At 40.9% G+C, this 20,963-nt stretch carries 19 protein-coding genes; 16 read left to right on the top strand and 3 right to left on the bottom strand.

Annotated elements, in window-relative coordinates; translation table 11 throughout:
- The first annotated feature begins 102 nt into the window (after positions 1 to 102).
- The 6 genes from ACGHCK_RS06680 (at position 103) to ACGHCK_RS06655 (ending at position 6,297) form a co-directional block, all read left to right on the top strand.
- Positions 103 to 324, top strand: coding sequence for a hypothetical protein (locus ACGHCK_RS06680; RefSeq protein WP_251423497.1), 222 nt, complete (start codon positions 103 to 105; stop codon positions 322 to 324).
- 396 nt (positions 325 to 720) lie between these two features.
- Positions 721 to 2,076: an APC family permease gene (locus tag ACGHCK_RS06675; protein ID WP_251423506.1), complete on the top strand. Its 1,356-nt coding sequence runs from the start codon at positions 721 to 723 to the stop codon at positions 2,074 to 2,076.
- Between the two features lie 214 nt (positions 2,077 to 2,290).
- Positions 2,291 to 2,902: a 30S ribosomal protein S4 gene (gene rpsD, locus ACGHCK_RS06670; protein ID WP_202230042.1), complete on the top strand. Its 612-nt coding sequence runs from the start codon at positions 2,291 to 2,293 to the stop codon at positions 2,900 to 2,902.
- 1,030 nt (positions 2,903 to 3,932) lie between these two features.
- Positions 3,933 to 4,094 (top strand): hypothetical protein, encoded by a 162-nt coding sequence (locus ACGHCK_RS06665; protein WP_251423494.1) that lies wholly within the window; start codon positions 3,933 to 3,935, stop codon positions 4,092 to 4,094.
- 195 nt (positions 4,095 to 4,289) lie between these two features.
- Complete coding sequence (locus ACGHCK_RS06660; RefSeq protein ID WP_251423490.1) at positions 4,290 to 5,231, top strand: 2-dehydropantoate 2-reductase; 942 nt, start codon at positions 4,290 to 4,292, stop codon at positions 5,229 to 5,231.
- 16 nt (positions 5,232 to 5,247) lie between these two features.
- Positions 5,248 to 6,297, top strand: a complete 1,050-nt coding sequence (locus ACGHCK_RS06655; RefSeq protein ID WP_202230045.1) for a PTS sugar transporter subunit IIC — start codon at positions 5,248 to 5,250, stop codon at positions 6,295 to 6,297.
- 505 nt (positions 6,298 to 6,802) lie between these two features.
- Here ACGHCK_RS06655 and ACGHCK_RS06650 read toward each other — a convergent pair.
- Complete coding sequence (locus ACGHCK_RS06650) at positions 6,803 to 7,576, bottom strand: sulfite exporter TauE/SafE family protein (RefSeq protein ID WP_202230046.1); 774 nt, start codon at positions 7,574 to 7,576, stop codon at positions 6,803 to 6,805.
- Positions 7,577 to 7,724: 148 nt separating this feature from the next.
- Here ACGHCK_RS06650 and ACGHCK_RS06645 point away from each other — a divergent pair, with 148 nt between their 5' ends.
- From ACGHCK_RS06645 to add, 10 genes are all read left to right on the top strand, one after another.
- Positions 7,725 to 8,570 carry a PTS mannose/fructose/sorbose/N-acetylgalactosamine transporter subunit IIC gene (locus tag ACGHCK_RS06645; protein WP_251423487.1) on the top strand — a complete coding sequence of 282 codons (846 nt, stop codon included), beginning with the start codon at positions 7,725 to 7,727 and terminating at the stop codon, positions 8,568 to 8,570.
- Positions 8,563 to 9,399, top strand: coding sequence for a PTS system mannose/fructose/sorbose family transporter subunit IID (locus tag ACGHCK_RS06640; RefSeq protein ID WP_202230048.1), 837 nt, complete (start codon positions 8,563 to 8,565; stop codon positions 9,397 to 9,399). The genes ACGHCK_RS06645 and ACGHCK_RS06640 overlap by 8 nt, the downstream gene beginning before the upstream one ends.
- A gap of 38 nt (positions 9,400 to 9,437) precedes the next feature.
- Positions 9,438 to 9,917, top strand: coding sequence for a PTS sugar transporter subunit IIB (locus ACGHCK_RS06635; RefSeq protein WP_202230049.1), 480 nt, complete (start codon positions 9,438 to 9,440; stop codon positions 9,915 to 9,917).
- A gap of 15 nt (positions 9,918 to 9,932) precedes the next feature.
- Entirely contained in the window at positions 9,933 to 10,781 is an 849-nt protein-coding gene (locus ACGHCK_RS06630) for a MurR/RpiR family transcriptional regulator (RefSeq protein WP_202230050.1), read from the top strand.
- 12 nt (positions 10,782 to 10,793) lie between these two features.
- Positions 10,794 to 11,696, top strand: a complete 903-nt coding sequence (gene murQ / locus ACGHCK_RS06625) for an N-acetylmuramic acid 6-phosphate etherase (protein ID WP_251423484.1) — start codon at positions 10,794 to 10,796, stop codon at positions 11,694 to 11,696.
- Complete coding sequence (locus ACGHCK_RS06620) at positions 11,659 to 12,642, top strand: serine hydrolase domain-containing protein (protein WP_271328149.1); 984 nt, start codon at positions 11,659 to 11,661, stop codon at positions 12,640 to 12,642. Before murQ ends, ACGHCK_RS06620 begins: the two co-directional genes overlap by 38 nt.
- A 287-nt stretch (positions 12,643 to 12,929) precedes the next feature.
- The gene (locus ACGHCK_RS06615; RefSeq protein ID WP_251423478.1) at positions 12,930 to 15,062 is read left to right on the top strand and encodes a Tex family protein; all 2,133 of its coding nucleotides are present in this window, start codon (positions 12,930 to 12,932) and stop codon (positions 15,060 to 15,062) included.
- Positions 15,052 to 15,507: a SprT family protein gene (locus ACGHCK_RS06610; protein WP_251423475.1), complete on the top strand. Its 456-nt coding sequence runs from the start codon at positions 15,052 to 15,054 to the stop codon at positions 15,505 to 15,507. Before ACGHCK_RS06615 ends, ACGHCK_RS06610 begins: the two co-directional genes overlap by 11 nt.
- 211 nt (positions 15,508 to 15,718) lie before the next feature.
- Positions 15,719 to 17,389: a hypothetical protein gene (locus tag ACGHCK_RS06605; protein ID WP_394304515.1), complete on the top strand. Its 1,671-nt coding sequence runs from the start codon at positions 15,719 to 15,721 to the stop codon at positions 17,387 to 17,389.
- 225 nt (positions 17,390 to 17,614) lie between these two features.
- Entirely contained in the window at positions 17,615 to 18,646 is a 1,032-nt protein-coding gene (add, locus tag ACGHCK_RS06600; protein WP_251423680.1) for an adenosine deaminase, read from the top strand.
- Positions 18,647 to 18,661: 15 nt separating this feature from the next.
- Here the strand turns inward: add and ACGHCK_RS06595 are convergent, their stop codons facing one another.
- Positions 18,662 to 19,126 carry a VanZ family protein gene (locus ACGHCK_RS06595; RefSeq protein WP_251423677.1) on the bottom strand — a complete coding sequence of 155 codons (465 nt, stop codon included), beginning with the start codon at positions 19,124 to 19,126 and terminating at the stop codon, positions 18,662 to 18,664.
- Positions 19,127 to 19,247: 121 nt separating this feature from the next.
- Entirely contained in the window at positions 19,248 to 20,936 is a 1,689-nt protein-coding gene (gene rnjA, locus ACGHCK_RS06590; RefSeq protein ID WP_251423675.1) for a ribonuclease J1, read from the bottom strand.
- Positions 20,937 to 20,963 lie beyond the last annotated feature (27 nt).

The raw sequence follows: 20,963 nt of genomic DNA, 5'->3' as shown, positions 1-20,963 counted from the left end.
GTTAAGCGTATCAGCGATGATTCCCACGGGCATTTGGCGATGTAAGACACATATTATGACGACTATCGGCAGTTTTTGCCTGTCAAACATTGTATTTACGAGGTGTCAGCTTGGTGTATTCGTCCTGATGGCGTTACTGATGTGGAGGATGATTTCCGCCAAGTTTTTGAGAAAGCCTCTTTTGGTTCTCCTGAGTCATCCCAATTTATCCGTACTCAAGATTATGTTCAAGTCGGGCTGAACGGTTTGGACACGGACAGCTACGTGGTGTCTAATGCTCTCATAATCAAAGTACTGTCTCCTGAAAAAAATTATTGTGGCTGATGCATGTTGCGCGGGAAACCCTTCAGAAAAGCACCAAACGGCCCAAGAGATTATGCGTTCCTACCAAATTGAAGTCCTCAATACCTCAAAGTGTCACTCAGAGTTTTCCATAAGTACACAACATATTGTGCTTCTGTCAACTCTGCGGTGGTAATCGCTAAAAAAGAGTGACAGCAGTGTGTAAAAAATTGCCTAAAGGCAACTTTTTAGTTGTGTGCTGAGCCCTTTTCGTGGCTGAGTTTGTCATTGTCATTTAGATTCCATAAATCAGAAATATTAAATTTAGATAACAAATGTCAGAAAATTCATGAATTATTTGGAGAATGCAAAAACATAAAGTATAATGGTGCGTAACACTAAAAATTTTAGTGAATACATAAGAAAGAAGAGATGGATATGGAAAAAGACTTGAAAAGTGATATCGGTTTTTTTGGTGCCTTGTCTATTGTTGTAGGAACGGTTATCGGTGCTGGAGTTTTCTTCAGAATTGCCACAATGGCTGCGGCCACACAGTCAGCCTCGCTCACTTTACTGGCCTGGATTGTAGGGGGAGGGCTAACTATTTGTGCAGGATTGAGTGTCGCTGAACTCGCGGCAGCCATTCCTGAGACAGGAGGTGCCGTAAAATACTTGGAACGAAGTTATGGAAAGATGGTTGGTTTTCTATTTGGCTGGGTTCAGGTTTTGATTTATAACCCTGGAAATATAGCTGCCTTGGGTATTATCTTTGCTACTCAGGTTATAAATTTATTGGGCTTTCCTCAAAGCTTATTGCTACCTATTGCTATTGTCGCAGTTTTATCAATTATGGCAGTTAATTTACTTGGCTCCCGTTTTACTTCTCGTTTTCAACAAATCACTTCGATTTTGAAGCTGATTCCGATATTTTTAATTATTATGTTTGGTCTAACCACTCGCTCACAAGTAGACGTTCAATTATTTCCTGTTCAAGCTGGAGAAAATGTCGGTCTTCTTACAGGCTTAGGTGGAGCTTTAGTCGCGAGTTTGTTCGCATTTGACGGTTGGATGAATGTAGGAAATATTGCTGGTGAAATGAAAAATCCAAAGAAACATTTGTCAAAAGTAATCACCATTGGTTTGCTCATTATTTCCTTTATTTATATTGCTATTAGCCTGAGCTTCTTGAAAGTTTTACCTTTGGATCAAATCGCGGGTAATGTGAACACAGCGTCAGATGCCGCTCAGCAACTTTTTGGTGTAAATGGCGGAAAACTTGTGACTATTGGCATCTTGATTTCCGTCTATGGCACACTCAATGGATATACAATGACGGCTATCCGTGTTCCCTATGCTTTATCTTTAGAGAAATCTCTTCCATTTTCAAAATATTTGAGCAAACTCAATAAGAACTCTATTCCTTTCGTCTCGGCTGCCTTGGTGGCTGGATTAGCATGTGTTTTTATGGCAGCAGGTTCTTTTGAAATATTGACTAACTTAGTCATCTTCGTGATATGGTTCTTTTCATTTCTTCTGATCCTGGCAGTTTTTATTCTAAGAAAAAAGGAGCCGGACTTGCATCGACCATACAAGGTAGTACTATATCCAGTATTGCCTGTTGTAGGAATGCTGGGTGCTTTATTTATTATGTGGACGATGATTACACAACAACCTGTTCTTGCTATGATTGGTATTGCCATTACACTTGCAGGGATTCCGGTATTTTATTATCAAACAAAAATAAGACAAGTAGAAAGAGAAACACCTGTCCCAGTAAAAATAAAATCTAAATAGTGGAAATGAGCCAGAGTAACAGGGGTTAAATTCTATCATAAGTTGACAGAGGACAGGAATTTTGCTAGAATGGTGAGGTTGAATATAGCAGTCAGCTAGAAAACTCGTCAACATTTTACTTGTTACGAAGTAACCGAAGCTGTAAGGCGAAAGTAAAATGCACGAATTCGAGGCTGTCAATATTCTTCAAAAAATATTTGAAGGAGACATATACATGTCACGTTATACTGGTCCATCATGGAAACAATCTCGCCGTCTTGGCATCTCACTTACAGGTTCTGGTAGAGAGCTTGCACGTCGTAACTACGTACCTGGTCAACACGGTCCTAACAACCGCTCAAAACTTTCTGAATACGGTTTGCAATTGGCTGAAAAACAAAAACTCCGTTTCACTTACGGTGTTTCTGAGCGCCAATTCCGTAACTTGTTCGTAGCGGCTACACGTATCAAAGAGGGAACTCTTGGTTTCAACTTTATGATTTTACTTGAACAACGTTTGGATAACGTTGTATTCCGTCTTGGCCTTGCGACTACTCGTCGTCAAGCACGTCAATTCGTAAACCACGGTCACATCCTCGTTGACGGAAAACGCGTTGATGTCCCATCATACCGTGTGGCACCTGGTCAAGTTATTTCAGTTCGTGAAAAATCTATGAAAGTTCCAGCAATCCTTGAAGCTGTTGAAGCAACTAAAGGCCGTCCGAACTTCGTATCATTCGACGCTGAAAAACTTGAAGGCACACTCGTGCGTCTTCCAGAACGTGATGAAATCAATACAGAAATTAACGAAGCGCTTATCGTCGAATTCTACAACAAAATGTTGTAAGCTTGTTTCTGAGTACATTAGCTTGTATCAGAGTGTCTATATTAAGGAAAGCTTTACTTTTATAAACATATACGCCTGTATTTGATTAAAAGGTTCAGAAAAAATAGCATAAATTTTTACTAAATAAGGAGCTGTATATCGAAGATATACGGCTTTTTGTTTTAGGAAAAATAGAGCTTTATCACTACTTTTTAGCTAAATTCAAGGAGGGGGAATAATGTTTCTATGCTTTAATTTACTGTGATAAACGTGCGTTAGAAGCTCTATTTATTACTGTTTTTCTATTTTGTATAGTAACTAGGTTTGTTTATATTAGAAAAATATTTTCAGATTTCACAGTAAATCACTGACTATTTTTATTAAATATAGTAAAATGTATGTATAATTACAACAAAAATAAACAAATTTATAAATTTGCAGGAGGAACTATGCAGACTAAAACTATTGTTAGTTACATCAGTGCTTCATCATTTGATTACAAGATGAATGAATTTTTACGAGAGTTAGAGCAACAAAGTAAAGAAGTTATAGAAATACAATGCCGACACAACTGTTTTATGTATATGGCTACGATAGTATATAAGTGATTTTACTTTCTAATTTTCAAATATCCGTTATTGTTTCTGCTGTAGAATGTGCTGTATCTGACTTATTTCATCTAAAATAAAAGAGATGTTCTCAAAAACTGAGATTCAAATTCTAAGGATTGAATAGTGAGGCTATTCAATGCTATGTGCCTCATACAATCACAGAGACATACTGGCGAGATTTAATTTCTTATACAGTATCAAAATTTTTTTGATACTGTCTTTTGAAGAAAAGTTCAGGAGAGTTTTCCTATCTGCTATTTTTATCTGATATACGTTTGTCATTCTACTCAAGGCATAGGAGAAGGTCTTGGATTCCTTAAAAAATGGAACGGTAAACCTAGTGATTTACGGGAAATATTCAAAAATATGAGTTAACTGATGATGAACGTGCAGTCATATAATCCCCTTGTGCCTAGGTACAGATGTACGACAATTTGTATGTGCTGACCGATGCAGACTTGGCAAGAGGTATGGGAATTTCTCGCCAAAAACTAAAAAATATTTTAAAAGGCTTAAAAGATAAAAAGCATGTCATTCAGGTGAAGCAAAAACCTTCTATTCATAAAATAGCGAATGATTTCTGGAGCCAGCTAGAAAAATGAAGAACCTTATTTGAAGAAGATGCTTAATGTTCGTCACATGAAAAAGCATGCTTGAGGTTTAACAATGTGTCTGAGCTATTTTCTTAGGCGAAGTACCAATGGTGAAAAGAGCCACTGAAAAATATATAAAAATAATGTAAAATATAAATTGTGAATACATAAACACAAGTCTCTAGGAAGAAAGTAGGAAGAAAAATGAAAATTGCAATTGCAGGTGCTGGCGCTATGGGAAGTCGTTTTGGCTATATGCTCTCTCAGTCTGGTCAAGATGTCATATTGATTGATCAATGGAAAGAGCATGTAGAGGCTGTTCAAGAAAACGGACTTCATATTAATTTGGATGGGGAAAAGCGTGTTGTAGAATTACCCATGTACTTGCCTGCTGAGTTAGTGGATAAAAATTTAGAAGTTGACCTGATTATTTTATTTACAAAAGCGATGCAGTTAGACTCAATGCTACAAGCCATTCAATCCGTAATCCATGAAAATACAAAAGTTCTTTGTCTATTAAACGGCATTGGTCATGAAGATATTGTCGAAAAATATGTTGCCAAAGAAAATATTTTGCTTGGCAATACCATGTGGACTGCAGGTATGGAAGGACCGGGGAGAATAAAATTATTTGGTCAAGGAAGTGTAGACTTGCAAAACATTCATCCCGATGGGCAAAAGGGTGCAGAGGAAGTTGTCGCGGTCTTGAATCAAGCAGGCCTAAATGCCATTTATTCTGAAAATGTTCTTTACTCGATTTATAAAAAAGCTTGTGTTAATGGAACGTTGAATGGTCTTTGTACCCTTTTAGATGTGAACATTGCGGGATTTGGTAGTACAGCACATGCAGATACGATTATCCGAACAATTGTTGACGAATTTATCAGCATTGCGGCACGGGAAGGTGTAACGCTGGATGCAGAGGTAGTTATCGCACAAATCCAAGCTACATTTGATCCTGACGGGATTGGTTTACACTACCCCTCTATGTATCAAGATTTGATGATTAATCATCGTTTAACAGAGATTGATTATATCAATGGAGCTATTGTGAAGAAAGGTCAAAAATATGGTATTGCAACGCCTTACTGTGCTTTTCTAACACAGCTTGTACACTGTAAAGAGGAAATTTTAAATGTCAAATGAATGAAAGGAAAAAACAATGAGTAGCAAACAACAAACGGAGAAACCGATACTTGATTTTGTAAATAAAGTTTTAAATGGCACCGCCATTGGTATTATCGTTGGGTTAATTCCTAATGCAGTGTTGTCAGCTTTATTAAAAGTTTTAGGTAAAGCACCGCTTTTAGTAACTTTGGGTCAAGTTGTCCTTATTTTTCAAATGGCAACACCTTTACTTATCGGTGCCTTGATTGCCTTACAGTTTGGTTTTAACCCGATGCAGATGGCTGTCGTGGCCGGCGCAGCTTTTGTTGGATCAGGTGTTGTACGATTTAATCCAGAATTGGAGTCTTATGTTGGTTCAGGAACCGGTGATATTGTAAATACCATGTTAACTGCAGCGCTTGCAGTCATCATGGTTAAATTATTAAGTCATCGCTTTGGCTCAGTAGGAATCGTGCTTAATCCAATCATTATCGGTGCAGGCGGTGGTTTCCTTGGTTTGTTGCTTCTGCCTTATGTGGTGCGCATCACAACAGCCATTGGGGCGGGGATTAATTCTTTTACGACATTACAACCTGTCTTGATGAGTATATTGATTGCTTGCTCATTTGCACTTCTTATCATCTCTCCTTTATCGACAGTAGCCATTGGGATGGCTATACAGCTTAGTGGTGTTTCAGCTGGAGCAGCAGCAATGGGCGTGGCTGCAACAACCTTGGTGTTGGTGGTTAATTCTTGGCGTGTGAACAAGTCGGGTGTTACTGTTGCTATAGCTTTAGGTGCCATGAAGATGATGATGCCTAACTTGTTTAGACATCCGATAATTATGCTTCCTTGTCTATTTACAGCTATTATCTCCGCTATTCCTGTAGCTTTGCTGAGTATATCGGGTGTGCCTAGCTCAGCTGGATTCGGCTTAGTTGGTTTGGTTGGCCCCCTTGCTTCCTTAGAAGCAGGATTGTCTCTGCCCCTTGCTTTCTTGACGTGGTTCGTCGTTCCGATTGCAGCTGCGCTTCTTGCACAATTTATCTTTGAAAAATTAATGAAACTCTACGATAGAAAAGAAGTTTTTGGTTTTACTCAGTAGTTGTTTTTGGAAATTATTGTTTATCAACAAAATAAACCTTCATGCTTTTTAATATGACTAGGGCATCTTACAGCAAAGAAAGATATCCTTTACTTGCTGTAAGAGAACCACAAAGAAGTGCAAGAGTACGGAAAACGTTGAAGCTTTTTAGGAACTCCATCTCCATTTGAAGATAGACACCTGTTCTTCCAAAGAGAGAGCTTTACTCAGTTTTGTCGCTGTGTTGATTTTATCTTTTCAAAATAGTCTGCGACAGTCTGATAGCTGTGAAGTGTTTAAAAAGCTAAGTTTGTTGCCCCTTTGGTCTTAAGCGCTTTTGTGTATCTTTGATTTTTGTGCATGAAAAAAGCTCCTTGTGAAATGGATAGAAATGTTTTGTTTCTTGTCCATTTTAACAGGAGCTTTTTATTTTTCGATAGACTATAACTATCATCATGTGTGACATTCTGTCTGGGGAAATGATGATTTTTTTCTTTACAGCTCTATCTGCACCACTAAAAGCACTTTAAAAGATTATTGGGATAAGAGTAATAAAAATGACCATAATGACAACGATATCAAAGAGTCGCCCGATACTTCTGTCACTAAGTTTTCCGCTCAGTAGTGCCCCAAGGTTTCCTCCAATAAATGCGGCTGGAATAATAACCAATAATATATTTAAGTCAAATTCAAAGATATTAGAAAGCATCAGTGTCGTAACTAAATTTGAAACTTGGGAAAACAAAATGGAAACGATAGAGTAGGTCGTTGCTTCCTTGATTTTTAAAGGAAAAATCAGTAGAAGAAGAGCGACATTGAAAGGTCCCCCGCCAATTCCTAGAAATACGGAGGCGGTCCCGAGTGAAAGACCGCATAAGAAATAAAGAATGGTCAATTGTTTATTTAAGTGGAGGTTTAATCGTCCTAAGAGTAAAACACCAGATAATAAAATAATGAGTAAGATAGCCTGCAATTGCCCCGTTTTCTCATTTCCGATAATGTTAAAAGAAAATTGTAAAACCTGCTGTCCGAGCATTCCGCCTAAGACAGAACCGATAGACAGAAAAATAACATTCCGGCCATTGATTTTGATGCCGTTTTTAATTTGGCGCGCTGTTGAGGAAAGGGCCATGACAAGTACAGCCACGCTAGAATAAAATACGATTTCAGGCAGGGAGTGAAAACCAAGCAGGGACAATAAGGGTTTGATGATTAAACCGCCGCCCATGCCGCTGATTGCTCCAATCACATTCGCTATGATAATGATAAAGGGGTAAAGAAGAAATTGTAAGATATCCATAAGGACAGTATAGCATAAAATTCTATAAACGAAAATAAATTTCGGTATGTATATATATTTTAAAATAATTGACAAAAAATTTCGTTTGCGATACAATAGGGGATGTTAAAAAATAAAAACGCTTTCACAAAGAGGCAAAGGAGGAATTATGGATACACTTTCCATTGGAATCATCATTGTTCTCCTGGTTTATACAGCTATTGGCGTACTAGACCAGATTTCTATTCAAATCGGTCCCTACACTCCACTTTTTGCAGCCGCATTTACAGGGTTTGTCATGGGAGATCTTACAACGGGGCTTTTAGTCGGAGCAACACTACAGTTGATGACACTTGGAGTCGCAACCTATGGCGGAGCTACAGTCCCTGACTTTTTAAGTGGTGCCATTATGGGTACGGCCTATGCCATTCTTTCGGGCAAAGGTGTAGAATATGGTATTGGTATAGCCATTCCGATTGGACTTTTGCTCACTCAAATGGATATTTTGGGACGGATGTTTAACTTATTCTGGCAAAAGCGCGCAGCTAAATTCGCTGAAGCGGGTAACGCTCGAGGCGTGGAAATGAGTAATGTTTTCGGAATTTTCTCGTGGACATTATCACGAATGGTCCCGGTTTTCATTGGGCTTTACTTTGGAGAACATGTTGTTAATCTTATCAACGAAGCGATACCTGTTTGGGTAATGAATGGGCTTAAAGCAGCGGGAGCCATTCTTCCTGCGATGGGGATTGCCATTTTACTTCGTTACCTTCCAATTAAAAAATATTGGGCCTATTTCATCATCGGTTTTGCTTTAATGGCTTATTTCTCAGAAATGTTCTCGGTGCTTGGTGTGGCTCTTATCGGACTCGCACTTTCTGGTATCGCAGTAATCAACCAACAAAATAAAGGAAAAGATACAACTGCAGCGCCACAGCCCGTAGCTGTCGCAGCTGTTGGCTCAGATTTATCTGAAAATCTTTATGCAGACGAGGAGGTCAACTTCAATGACTGAACAACAAAATAAACCAGAAATTACAAAAAAAGATTTGAAAAAAGTTTACGTCCGTAACCTCTTTGGTTTCCAATGGGGATGGAACTATGAAAGTATGCAAGGTCTAGGCTATGCCTACACTATTATGCCAGCTTTACGTCGCCTTTATGGTAACAACAAAGAAAAAATGGCTAAAGCCTTGAAAACACATATTGGCTTCTTTAATACAACACCAGCCATGAGTCATCTGATTATTGGTGCCAACATAGCTATGGAAGAAGAACTCAATGAAACAGATGAAGAAGCAGTTATCGGTCTTAAGACTGGTTTAATGGGGCCATTTGCTGGTGTCGGGGATACGCTTTTTATTGCTATTTACCGTGCTGTTGTCTTCTCAATGGCGGCTTACTTGGCCCAAGCAGGACAAGTTGTCAGCTTAATTATTCCTTTGATTATCGGTCTGGCTGTACTTGCTGTTCGATGGAAATTTCTTCAGATTGGTTATGCACAAGGTAAAAAAATTGCTGTTGGTTTTGCATCACAAATGAAGGTCTTGACTGATGCCGCAGCTATTCTTGGTTTGACTGTAGTAGGTGGCTTGATTCCTTCTGTTATTACCTATAAACTTGAACTGTCCTATAAAATGGGTGAAGTTACTATGGATGTTCAAGAAATGTTGGATAAAATCCTCCCTGGACTCGTTCCTCTTGCGATTGTCGGACTTAGCTATTGGCTTTTAGGTAAAAAGAAAATGAACTCCACACGCTTGATTTTTGTCTTGATTGCATTGGGGATGATTTTAGGCAACCTGCAACCTATGTTAAGTGCGGTTGGCAAACTCTTTAACTAACAGAGTTTTAATTGAAAGAAGAATGAGGAAATAGTAAAATGATTATACATGCAAGGGTAGATGAGCGTTTGATTCATGGGCAAGTTGCTGCCGTATGGTCAAATGTAGTGAATGCCGAACGACTTTATGTAGTAAATGATGGCGCATGGAATGATGAGATGGTTCTTGGTGCATTGCAGTTGGCAAAGCCAGCGGGAAAAAAATTAACCGTGTCCAGTGTTCGCCGTGCAATTGTGAATTTTAAGGAAAATCGCTTTGGTGATGAACGTGTTTTTGTTTTGACAAAAACAATTGGCGACATGAAAGCTCTCGTTGATGCTGGCGTATTAGATGAATTTAATGTTGGAAATATCTCTAAACAGGGTGAAGACTCCGTTCAGATAAAGAAATCTGTCTTTTTATCTCCCCAAGATATCGAACAGCTCAAGGAACTAACAGAAAAAGGAACAAAAATCACTGCTCGTATGGTACCAGGTGAAAGCGATGCCTCCATTATGAGTATGATTGATGATAAATAAAAAAAGGAAGTGCTTATGAATATCAGAATGGAAATCAAGCAAAATTACGAATCGCTCAACCAAAGTCAAAAAAGGGTGGCCGATACTTTTTTGCGACATCCTGATGTTCTGACCATGAGTATTGCTGAAATCGCTGCACAGTCAGGGACCTCAGCTTCTGCAATTACACGTTTTGTACGCAAATTTGGCTATGAGGGCTTGGATGCTTTCCGCATTGCTTTGGCAAAAAGTTCTGCTGCTACGACTCCAAATGATTTGCTAGAAATCGATCCCATTGTCCAAAAGAACGATGATTTGCCCGTTATCATTGAAAAAGTTGCTGCTATGCTTTCTACAACTGTTTCAGATACCGCAAATTTCTTAGATGAACAAGTTTTGCAAGAGGTTATTACCGCTTTAAAAAAAGCAAGAAGAATTTATCTTATAGGCGTGGGAGCTTCTAGTGTTGTTGCCTATGATTTAGCCCATAAACTTAATCGGGCTGGCTTCCTCGCACTGCATAGCTGGGATGGACATATGGTTATGGAAAATTTAGCTTATCTGAATGAGCAAGATGTTGTTCTTAGTTTTTCTTATTCAGGCGAGACAAAAGAAGTTCTAGCCGCCTTAGCTATTGCACGTGAACGTGGGGCTCAATCTTATATTGTGACAAAAAATCAGTCGGATGACTTAAGCAAACAAGTGAACGGTATTATCGCAATACCTACAACAGAGCACTTGCTCCGGGTTGGCGCAATTGCTTCTTTTGAGTCATCCTTTCAAGTTGCCACAGTATTGTATTTAGGTGTTATCGAAGAGATGATTGGTACAGAATTGACAGAACGAATGAAGAAAACGGCTGAAAATATAAAAAAAATTAAATGAAGTGAGAAAAAATTGAATAAAATTGAGAGTTTATCAACAGAAGGACGTAACCCGAATTCGATGAATTTGGATCAGGTGTCGACTTTGGAAATGGTTGAAATCATTAATAATGAAGATGCGAAGGTTGCTGCGGGAATCACAGTTGCTTTGCCTAAAATTGCTAAGGCTATTGACCTCGCTGCGGAGCGTTTTGCTGCGGGTGGACGAATCATTTATATAGGTGCAGGGACGAGTGGTCGTTTAGGACTTTTGGATGGTGTTGAATTAACACCTACTTATAGTGTCCCGGCTGAACGAGCTTTCGGAATTATCGCAGGAGGTGCTGAGGCAGTTTATAAGGCCATTGAGGGTGCCGAAGATTCTCGTGAACTGGGCTTAGCTGACATAAAAGCAGTCGAGTTAATGCCTCAAGATATATTGATAGGGTTATCTGCAAGTGGCCGAACCCCCTATGTTTTAGCAGCATTGGAATATGCTAAAAAAGTAGGCGCACTGACTATTTCAGTATCTGCAAACCCAAACAGTGAAATGGCAGCCGTGGCTGATGTAGGGATAGATGTTGCTGTTGGTCCTGAAGTTATTACAGGTTCAACCCGTATGAAGTCGGGCACTGCACAGAAGATGGTGCTCAACATGATTTCTTCAGGAATCATGGTTAGAACAGGTAAGGTTTACCAGAATCTGATGATTAATGTTCAAGCAACAAATGAGAAGTTAGTGAATCGTGGGATTCGTATCGTTTCTCAGGCAACAGGCGTGAGTTTTGAAGAGGCAGAGAAAGTCTTTTACGAGGCTGGTGAACGTGTTAATGTCGCAATTTTGATGCTGGAGTTAAATATTTCAAGCACTGAAGCTAAAAAATTACTAGAGGAAAAAGATGGAAATATCGCCAATGTTATCCGAGAAAGCAAGTGATATTTTCAAAATGTTAGAAGCCGCAGTAGTTCGGGAAGATACGCCGGGCTTTGCGGCTTTTTATATGGAAAACCAAGACAGTCAAACTGTATGGGGTGGGACAATAGATGATGTGGAGGAAGTCACCTCATCGTCCCTTTATGACTTGGCTAGCTTGACTAAAGTGGTCGGGACAACAACGCGCATCCTTCAGCTCATAGACCATGAAGAGATTTCACTTTCAGATTCGATTGGCGTGTTTTTTCCTGTACTTGCAGAGTTGCAAATAACGATCCAAGACCTTCTCTTACACCGTGCGGGATTTCCTACGGACTTCACAGATAAAACAGACTTTTCACAAGAATTTTTTTGGAATTTTTTGAAGAAAATTAACCTCCCTTTGCCTCATGAAAAGCACACGATTTACTCCGACATTGGTTATTTACTCCTAGGAGAAATCATTGAAAAAATAGATGGTTGTAGCCTTGAGGAGAGTTTTCGCACTCATATTTTTAAGCCCTTTGGTATGGAGTCGACGACCTATTTTCCAGACGGAAGTTTGGCTGTACCGACAGAAGTTACGAAATCTCGAGGTGAGATTAAAGGAAATGTTCATGATGGGAAAGCCTTTCTCTGGGGAAAGGAAGCAGGACATGCAGGACTTTTCAGTACGGTTGGTGACTTAGAAGGCTTTGTTCGGGCAGTTTTTTCAGGTGAACTTTTATCAGATAAGCTGTTGACAGTATTACAAACCTTTGAGGTTTCGGGACGGACACTAGGCTGGCTTTCTCGTGGTGCTGGGCAGCTTTATCACACAGGTTTTACGGGAGGATTGATTTGTTTAGATCTCCTACAGAGGCGTGCTTTAGTCGTTCTGAGTAACCGGACTTACCCGAGTCGTGAAAATAAGGATTATACCTATGTTCGTCAAGATATAATAGAAAAATTTTTTCAAAGAAGGCACTAAGATTTTTGGTGCTTTTTGTTAATTTTAAAAACAGCTGAAAAGTATTGGAGGGAGGGGGATTATGATTACTATTGAGGATTTCACCGTTTTTCTTAAAGACTTGCAGTGGGGGACAGCATTGACTTTATAGTTTTGAAAAAGCTGTGTGAGTGAGAACTTACGTTTTTAGACTTCTCAGCTTTTACAGTATAGGTGTGCCGTTTTATGTGCAGTCCTTAAATTGCTTTCCCTCCCATTTTTTTTTACGGTATGAAATGAAATTGCTGAGAATATGATAAAATGGAAGCATGGAAAATACGCAAAAAATAGCTGAACTGTTAAATATCAAAAGCTCCCAAGTACAAAAAGTTCTTGAACTTACAGCAGAGGGGAACACTGTCCCCTTTATTGCGCGTTATCGAAAAGAAGTGACGGGAAGCTTGGACGAAGTTGAGATTAAAAAAATTATTGATGAAAACGACAGCTTGACAAAGTTGGCTGACCGTAAAACAGCCGTACTTTCAAAAATTGAAGAGCAGGGAAAGTTAACAGACGAACTTAAGACCCAGATTCAAGCTGCACAGAAACTTTCAGAAGTAGAAGACCTTTATCTTCCCTATAAAGAAAAGCGTCGTACCAAAGCAACCATTGCCAAAGAAAATGGTCTTTTCCCACTTGCACAACTTATCGTGAAAAACGCAGTAAATGTTGAAGAAGAAGCTGAAAGTTTTACAAACGAAAATTTTGCAACTGCAGCAAAAGCATTGCAAGGTGCTATGGATATCTTGGCGGAAGCAATATCTGAGGATGCCAAACTGCGGAGTTGGCTTTTAAATGAAGTCAAACAAAACAGTCTGCTTGAAAGTAGCCTCAAAGATCAAAGTCTAGATGAGAAAAAGGTCTTCCAAATTTACTATGAATTTTCGGAAAAAATAGCAGATCTTCCTAATCACCGAGTACTTGCTCTTAACCGTGGTGAAAAACTAGGTGTTCTTTCTGTGAAGTTTGAACATAATGAAGATAAAATCTTACGTTTTTTTGAGAACCGCTTTGCTGCCCGTAGTAACAAATATATGAGCTTGGCTATCAAGGAAGCAGTAAAGAAAAAATTGCTTCCTGCCATGGAACGAGCAGTTCGGGCTGAGTTAACAGAAAAAGCAGAAGATGCGGCTATCGAAGTTTTTGGTGAAAATTTAAAGAATTTACTTCTGGTCGCGCCACTAAAAGGGCGTACAGTTATGGGCTTTGATCCCGCCTACCGTACAGGAGCAAAGTTGGCCATCGTTGATGCTACAGGTAAGCTTCTTACAACAAAGGTTATTTACCCTGTAAAACCAGCAAATACAAGCCAAATCGCTCAGGCTAAAAATGACTTAGTGGAACTTATATCAACTTACAAAGTGGATATGATTGCTATTGGTAACGGTACGGCCAGTCGGGAGTCAGAAGCTTTTGTGGCGGAAGTGCTTAAGGAAAATAACTTATCAGATGTCTTTTATGTCATTGTCAGCGAATCTGGCGCTTCGGTTTATTCTGCTTCAGAGCTGGCACGGGAAGAGTTTCCTGATCTCACTGTTGAGAAACGTTCAGCTGTTTCTATTGCACGCCGTTTGCAGGACCCACTAGCCGAGCTGGTTAAAATTGAGCCGAAAGCCATTGGTGTGGGGCAATATCAACATGATGTGTCGGAGAAGAAACTGACCGAAAACCTAGATTTTGTGGTCGAAACAGTTGTTAACCAAGTGGGGGTAAATGTAAACACAGCCAGTTCAGCCCTTCTTTCTCATGTGGCTGGATTTAACAAAACTTTAGCGAATAATGTCGTAAAATTCCGTGAGGAAAATGGTGCGTTAACAAGCCGGAGTCAGTTGAAACAAGTGCCACGCTTAGGAGCCAAAGCTTTTGAGCAAGCAGCCGGTTTTCTTCGCATACCTGATGCCAAGAACTTTTTGGACAAAACCGGAGTTCATCCAGAGTCCTATAAAGTTGTTAAGGAGTTGCTTCAGTATCTTGGCTTGTCCGAGGGTGATGCGCATTTGGCAGATGTGTTGAAAACAGTTGATGTCAAAGAAATGTCAGAACATCTGGGTGTAGGACAGGAAACCCTGACCGATATTATTTCTGACTTAATAAAACCGGGACGTGACTTACGCGATAGTTTTGATGCCCCCCTTTTACGTCAGGATGTCCTTTCTGCTGAAGATTTGCGCGTGGGGCAAAAACTTGAAGGAGCAGTTCGTAACGTTGTTGATTTTGGAGCCTTTGTGGATATTGGCATTAAAAATGATGGCTTGATTCACGTCTCCGATCTGAGCAAAAACTTTGTCAAAAATCCTCATGAAGTCGTTGCTGTCGGACAGATTGTGACAGTTTGGGTCAAGTCCATTGATCAAGAACGCGGAAAAATCAATCTGACTTTGGTAGAGCCACGTGAACAATAAAGAGTTAACCAACCATGTACGCCAGATTTCCTTAGCGAAATTTGGGCTCCCTTTTAGACATACAGCTCAGTGGAATAACCGTTTACGTAGTACGGGAGGGTGCTTTTTCCCCAAGGATATGCATTTAGATTTTAACCCTAAGATGGCGGAACTACCAGAGTTTGACCGTATCATTCTGCATGAACTGGTACACTATCATCTTTATACTCAAAAAAGAGGTTACAGGCACAAGGACAAGGACTTCAAAACGCTGCTTGCGCAAGTTGGTGGTCTGCGCTATGCTCCACCTATGAAGGAGGTAAGATATACTTATATCTGTCAAAGCTGCCAGCAGGTCTATCAGCGGCAGCGTAAAATTGATATTAAGAAGTACGCCTGCGGCAAGTGTCGTGGTAAACTAAGAGAAAGTAAGAAAAAAGATACGAATGAAGAAGCTCCGGCCTAGACTGGAGCTTCTTTTTTATCCACTTTTCAGGCACGTACTACGGAAGCCAGAAGTTACCTCACCTGAAAGTCCCCTCCGCTTTTCTCATCAAACACTCATTTCATTTGACCTTTTTTTTTTTTTTATACTATAGACTCAGAAAGTAAACGTAACATTAGAAATGCAAATGTAATGAAAAATCTAAACCACAGGTTACGTCAAGGAGGAGTTTATGACACCAGAAAAGAAAAACCAGCGGCGGCTGCGCAACCTCGTGCTTCTGTCGCTCTTGTTACTCGCAGTAGGCGGCACCTTCGCCTTCCAAGCCTTCAACCAACGGGCCATCAATGACCGGCTGAATGAAGTAGAGATCAATGTCGGTGGCCGTGTCCACGACTACTACAACCGAGACACCGAAAACAAGGACGTCTTCGTAGAAAACTATGGCGAACGGCCGATTATGGCCCGGATACGCCTGTCCGAGTTCCTCGAAACCCGCCAACGTGATGAAAGCAACTTCACCCCATTAGTGGCAGGAACCAGCCGTGACGATGTAGAAAACTGGACCACATGGATTCCCAGCGCAAACGACATCACCGACCGTGAAAACACCAATGCCTCAAATGCCTTCGACCAGTACGCCAACCTCATCTTTGGTTGGGAACGTTCCGGTCAAGATGCCCCATGGTATATGCCGACCTTCAACCATGACAACCTCGACCAGAGAACAGCAGCGGCAGGTCATGCGCGGGACTGGATCGAAGGAAATGGTGCAACAGATGCGGTCACAGACGGCGCGACTCACCCGGGAGACGGGACCGATGCCTACTGGTCAGCAGGCGGCAGCTTTGACAACAGTGGTCCAATCTGGCCGGGAGAAGAAGTGACCAACCAAACCGCCCAGAACCTTCCCCAAGACCGTGCCCCAATGACCATGAACCAGTGGAGTAATTTGCCTAACGAAGACAAGATAGGGAACTTCTGGGTGGTTGACCCGAACACGGGCTGGGCTTACTGGGCCAACCGACTGGACCGAGAACAAGCCACCTCTTACCTGCTTGATGCAGCGGAGATGACGGCTGCCATTGAGGACAAGGTCTTTAACGGCTTTTACTACTATGGGATTCATGTCGAGAGTGGCTTAGTCAGTCCTGACCAGCATGAGGAGTTCCTCAATGACGGGGAGCAACACCATGCGGAGCTGGAAGACTTCCTCAGAGGTATCCAGAATGGGGTGATGTACGATGATGGACAGAACCCATTGCCTAACGAAGACAGTCAACCGGATGCTTTTGACTTCTCGACCATGCGTCCGGGGCGTATCTTTACCATGGCAGGTGAGCAGTACCGTTACCTTGAAAACATGGGTTCTGGCAATCATATGATTATCCGGAATGAGGCGATACGGGATGTTCATTGGGCTAATCATGATGATATTCTTAATGATTGGTATTCCAACCTCGATACACTGGTTCAAGACATGGTTCAGCCTGTAGCAGATAGTTTTGAGACAGGAAGAGTTAACCATGCTGAACTTACTTTTATTTCTCTAAATACTGAAGATGCTCGTGGGTGGGTTCCAGATAATCTAGCAGACTTCCCAGATGTTGCGGCTGATATTACGCAAGTTGATCCGAGTGGGAGTCCTCGTGCATTTTCACTTTCATTAGCGGATGTGGTACGCTTATCGGGTTCAGGACGAGCTTTCCCTACTTTTAATTCACGCTTAGTTTCAGGTCGGGGTTGGTGGCAACTTCGTACTCGTGGAAGGGACACTGGTGCCCCTTGGGTTGCGACTCTTAGCAGAGTGGGTGACCGGGTATATGGTTTAAATGTTGGACAGCATGGTCCTCTGCCGACTGGCGGCACTCGTCCCGCCCTCATCATCAACCAATCGAACTAAAGAATAAACTCATAAAAACAAAAATCACTTCCTCTGGCAGTCAGCGCCCCAGAAAGATGTGATTTTTTATTTTGCGGAATGTTCACGATATTTTTGACTCATAGCCAGTGAAAATGCTTTTCGCTCTGAGAGAGAAGTGCATCTCAGTAGGATAAAAAAGAGTTGCATGTCTCAAGAAAAAAGCGTAAAATAGAAAAAATATATTCTCATGGGGGACATAATCTAATGCTGAAACCAGAAACGATTGCTTTAATGCCAAAGGTTGAACTTCACTGTCATCTGGATGGCTCTCTCAGTTTGACTTGCATCAAGCAACTTGCAAATAACATAGGAAAAGATTTGAATATGAGTGATGAGGAAATCCTCAAACACGCTCAAGCCCCAGAAACAACACAAAGTCTTTTGGAGTATCTGGAACGCTTTGACTTTGTTCTTCCCCTGCTTCAAAGTTATGTTAATCTAGAATTGGCGGCTTATGATGTAGCACGTCAAGCCGCGGAAGACAATGTAAAGTACATGGAGATACGTTTTGCACCTGGTCAACATTTAGAGAAAAATTTGAGTCTTGAAGAAGCTGTGGAGGCTGTTATTGCTGGGGCAGCACGTGCAGAAGAAGATTTTGATATTGTCGTGAATATCTTGCTCTGTGGCTTACGCCAAGTTCCTGTAGAGCGCTTGAAAAAGTTGCTGCCACTTTTTGATGAGATAGATGACGAACACTTGGTGGGCTTTGATTTGGCAGGTGATGAAGTCAATTATCCCCAAGTTAAGTTTAAAAAATTATTGGAAAAAGTGACCAGTCGTGGTGTACAAGTTACCCTGCATGCTGGCGAGTGTCCCGGCTGTGCGCAGAATATCATTGATTCTGTAGAGATGGGTGCAACCCGCATCGGGCACGGCATTATGACTAAAGATATTCCAGAATATCAAGAAATATTGACAAAGTTGGGAATTGTCTTAGAAATGGCTCCAAGCAGTAATTTCCAGACCAAAGCGATTCGTGAACTGTCTGAGTATCCTTTTATGGCTCTTTATAAACGTGGAATTCATGTCACGATAAATACAGACAATCGCACCGTCAGCAATACAAACCTCCAAAAAGAATACGAGAAAATTGCGAACTGGTATGATTTCCAAATCAGTGACTTTGAAAGAATTAATCACTATGCCATTGATGGAGCTTTTATTAGTGAAGACGAAAAGGAACTGCTCCATCAAAGATTTTCGGAAGAATATGCGAAGATAGAAAAAGGCTGACATGGGTCAGCTTTTTTAGTGAGAAAGGATTAAAAAAGTAAAGAAGGCGAGGAAAAAAGCAAAAAGAAGGTGGACAAAGTTCTGAGCATTTCTACTTTTCTGTGTTATCTGGCAAATGATGATTCCGATGAGCCCTCCAAAAGTATTGGTGATTAAGTCAGTTACATCGCTGGCTCCGATGCCTAAAAAATATTGGAGAATTTCCACAAAGAAGCTCACAACAAAAATCATCCAGAGTTTTCCAAGGAAGGATTTATTTTTTGATAGGTAAATACTAAAGAAGCCAAAAGGAATAAAGATAAGCACGTTGAAGATAACTTCTAAACGTCCACCAGAGGCAGAAAAAGGTGAAAGATTGAGGCTTCGTGTGGGAAAGTTTTGGGCAATATTCAGCGTATCTTGAATGTTAAACTTAAAGAGAATGCCCCAAAACAGAAAGAAAAGATAGTAAGTGAAGATAATTTTGGAAAGTTTGTTCATGGGGCTCCTTGGGGGATTAAAAATATTTTTACTTTCTTAACTGTACCAAAAAAAGCTAAACGAACCCTTAAGAGGCATAGAAAAAAGCCATATGCTGTATAGCACGTATGGCTTTTCTACGTTACTTATCGTCAGGCGTCATAATCATTGGTACAATCAGTGGACGGCGTTCTGTTTGTTTGTACAGGAAAGGAGCAAGAGCTTCACGCATTGCACGGGCAACAGCGGCTTCATTGACATTTTCTGTATTTAACATTGCCTCACGTATGGCGTTGAAAAGGACACGTTGCCCATTACGGATCAAATCACCAGATTCCCGCATATAGATAAAGCCGCGACTCAGCATATCAGGTCCTGCAAGAACAGTCTTGTTTTTGAAATCGACAGTTGCAACAGCGAGAACGATACCGTCTTCAGCAAGTTCATGACGATCATGAAGTACAGCGTTTCCTACATCACCTATCCCTGAACCATCGACATAAGTATCAGCAGCAGGGAAATGATCAGCATAACGTGCTGAATCTGCTGTCAGGGCAAGGACATCACCATTTTCCAAGATGAAGCAATTTTCTTTTGGCACACCAGTGTCTTGGGCGAGCCCAGCATGAATTTTAAGCATGCGGTATTCACCATGGACAGGCATAAAGTATTTTGGTTTGATGAGACGTAGCATGAGTTTTTGCTCCTGCTGGCCTCCGTGACCTGAGGTGTGGATGTTGTTCATCTTGCCATAAACAACGGTCGCTCCAGCCTCGGTGATTGTGTTCGCCAACTGGTTAACACCGTGTGTATTTCCTGGAATAGCATTAGACGAGAAGACAACTGTATCCCCCATTTGAAGTGTGATATGACGGTGCATGCCGTTTGCGATACGACTAAGGGCAGCCATCGGCTCACCTTGCGAACCGGTACACATGATAAGGAGCTCGCTAGAGTTGTACTGGTTAACTTCATTTGGTTCAATGAAGGTTCCTTTCGGAGCCTTGATATAACCAAGTTCAAGCCCGTTAACAATAGCTTTTTCCATGGAGCGACCAAAGACGACGATTTTACGTCCGGTCTTTACAGCCCCATCAACCGCTTGCTGCAAGCGGAAGATATTTGAAGCAAAAGAAGCGAAAATAATACGCCCTTCGATACGCTCGAAAATTTTCATGATATTTTGACCAACAACTTTCTCAGAGTGTGAGAAGATGGGGATTTCCGCATTTGTTGAGTCAGAGAGGAGCAGTAGGACACCTTCTTCACCAAGAGCTGCCATGCGATGGAGGTCAGCAGGCTCTCCGACAGGTGTAAAGTCAAACTTGAAGTCACCTGTGGCAACAATCTTACCTTGGGGTGTTTCGACAACAATTCCTAGAGGTTCTGGAATAGAGTGGGTTGTTCGGAAGAAGTTGACACTCAAGTTATTAAACTTGATTTCGCTATCAGCATGGATTTCAAAAAGTTTTGCATCACGCAAAAGACCGTGTTCTTCCAACTTTCCACGAATCAGAGCAAGTGACAGAGGACCGGCATAGATAGGAATGTTTGCCTGTTTGAGCAGGAAAGGAATCCCGCCAATGTGATCTTCGTGTCCGTGTGTAATAAAGAGTCCCTTGATACGGTTGACATTTTCGACAATATAGCTATAGTCAGGGATAACATAGTCAACCCCTAAGAGATCATCCTCAGGAAATTTTATACCCGCGTCAATGATGATGATTTCATCCTTATATTCGACACCGTAAGTATTTTTTCCGATTTCGCCCAGTCCGCCTATAGCGTAAACTGCGACTTCATCGCTATTTATTTTAAGTGGTTTAATCATTTTTTTCTTTCTATTCATTATATTATA

The organism is Lactococcus muris (genome assembly GCF_042849115.1).
GTDB lineage: Bacteria > Bacillota > Bacilli > Lactobacillales > Streptococcaceae > Lactococcus > Lactococcus muris.
The sequence above is the reverse complement of the archived record's forward strand: the minus strand, read 5'-3'. Positions and strand labels throughout refer to the sequence as shown.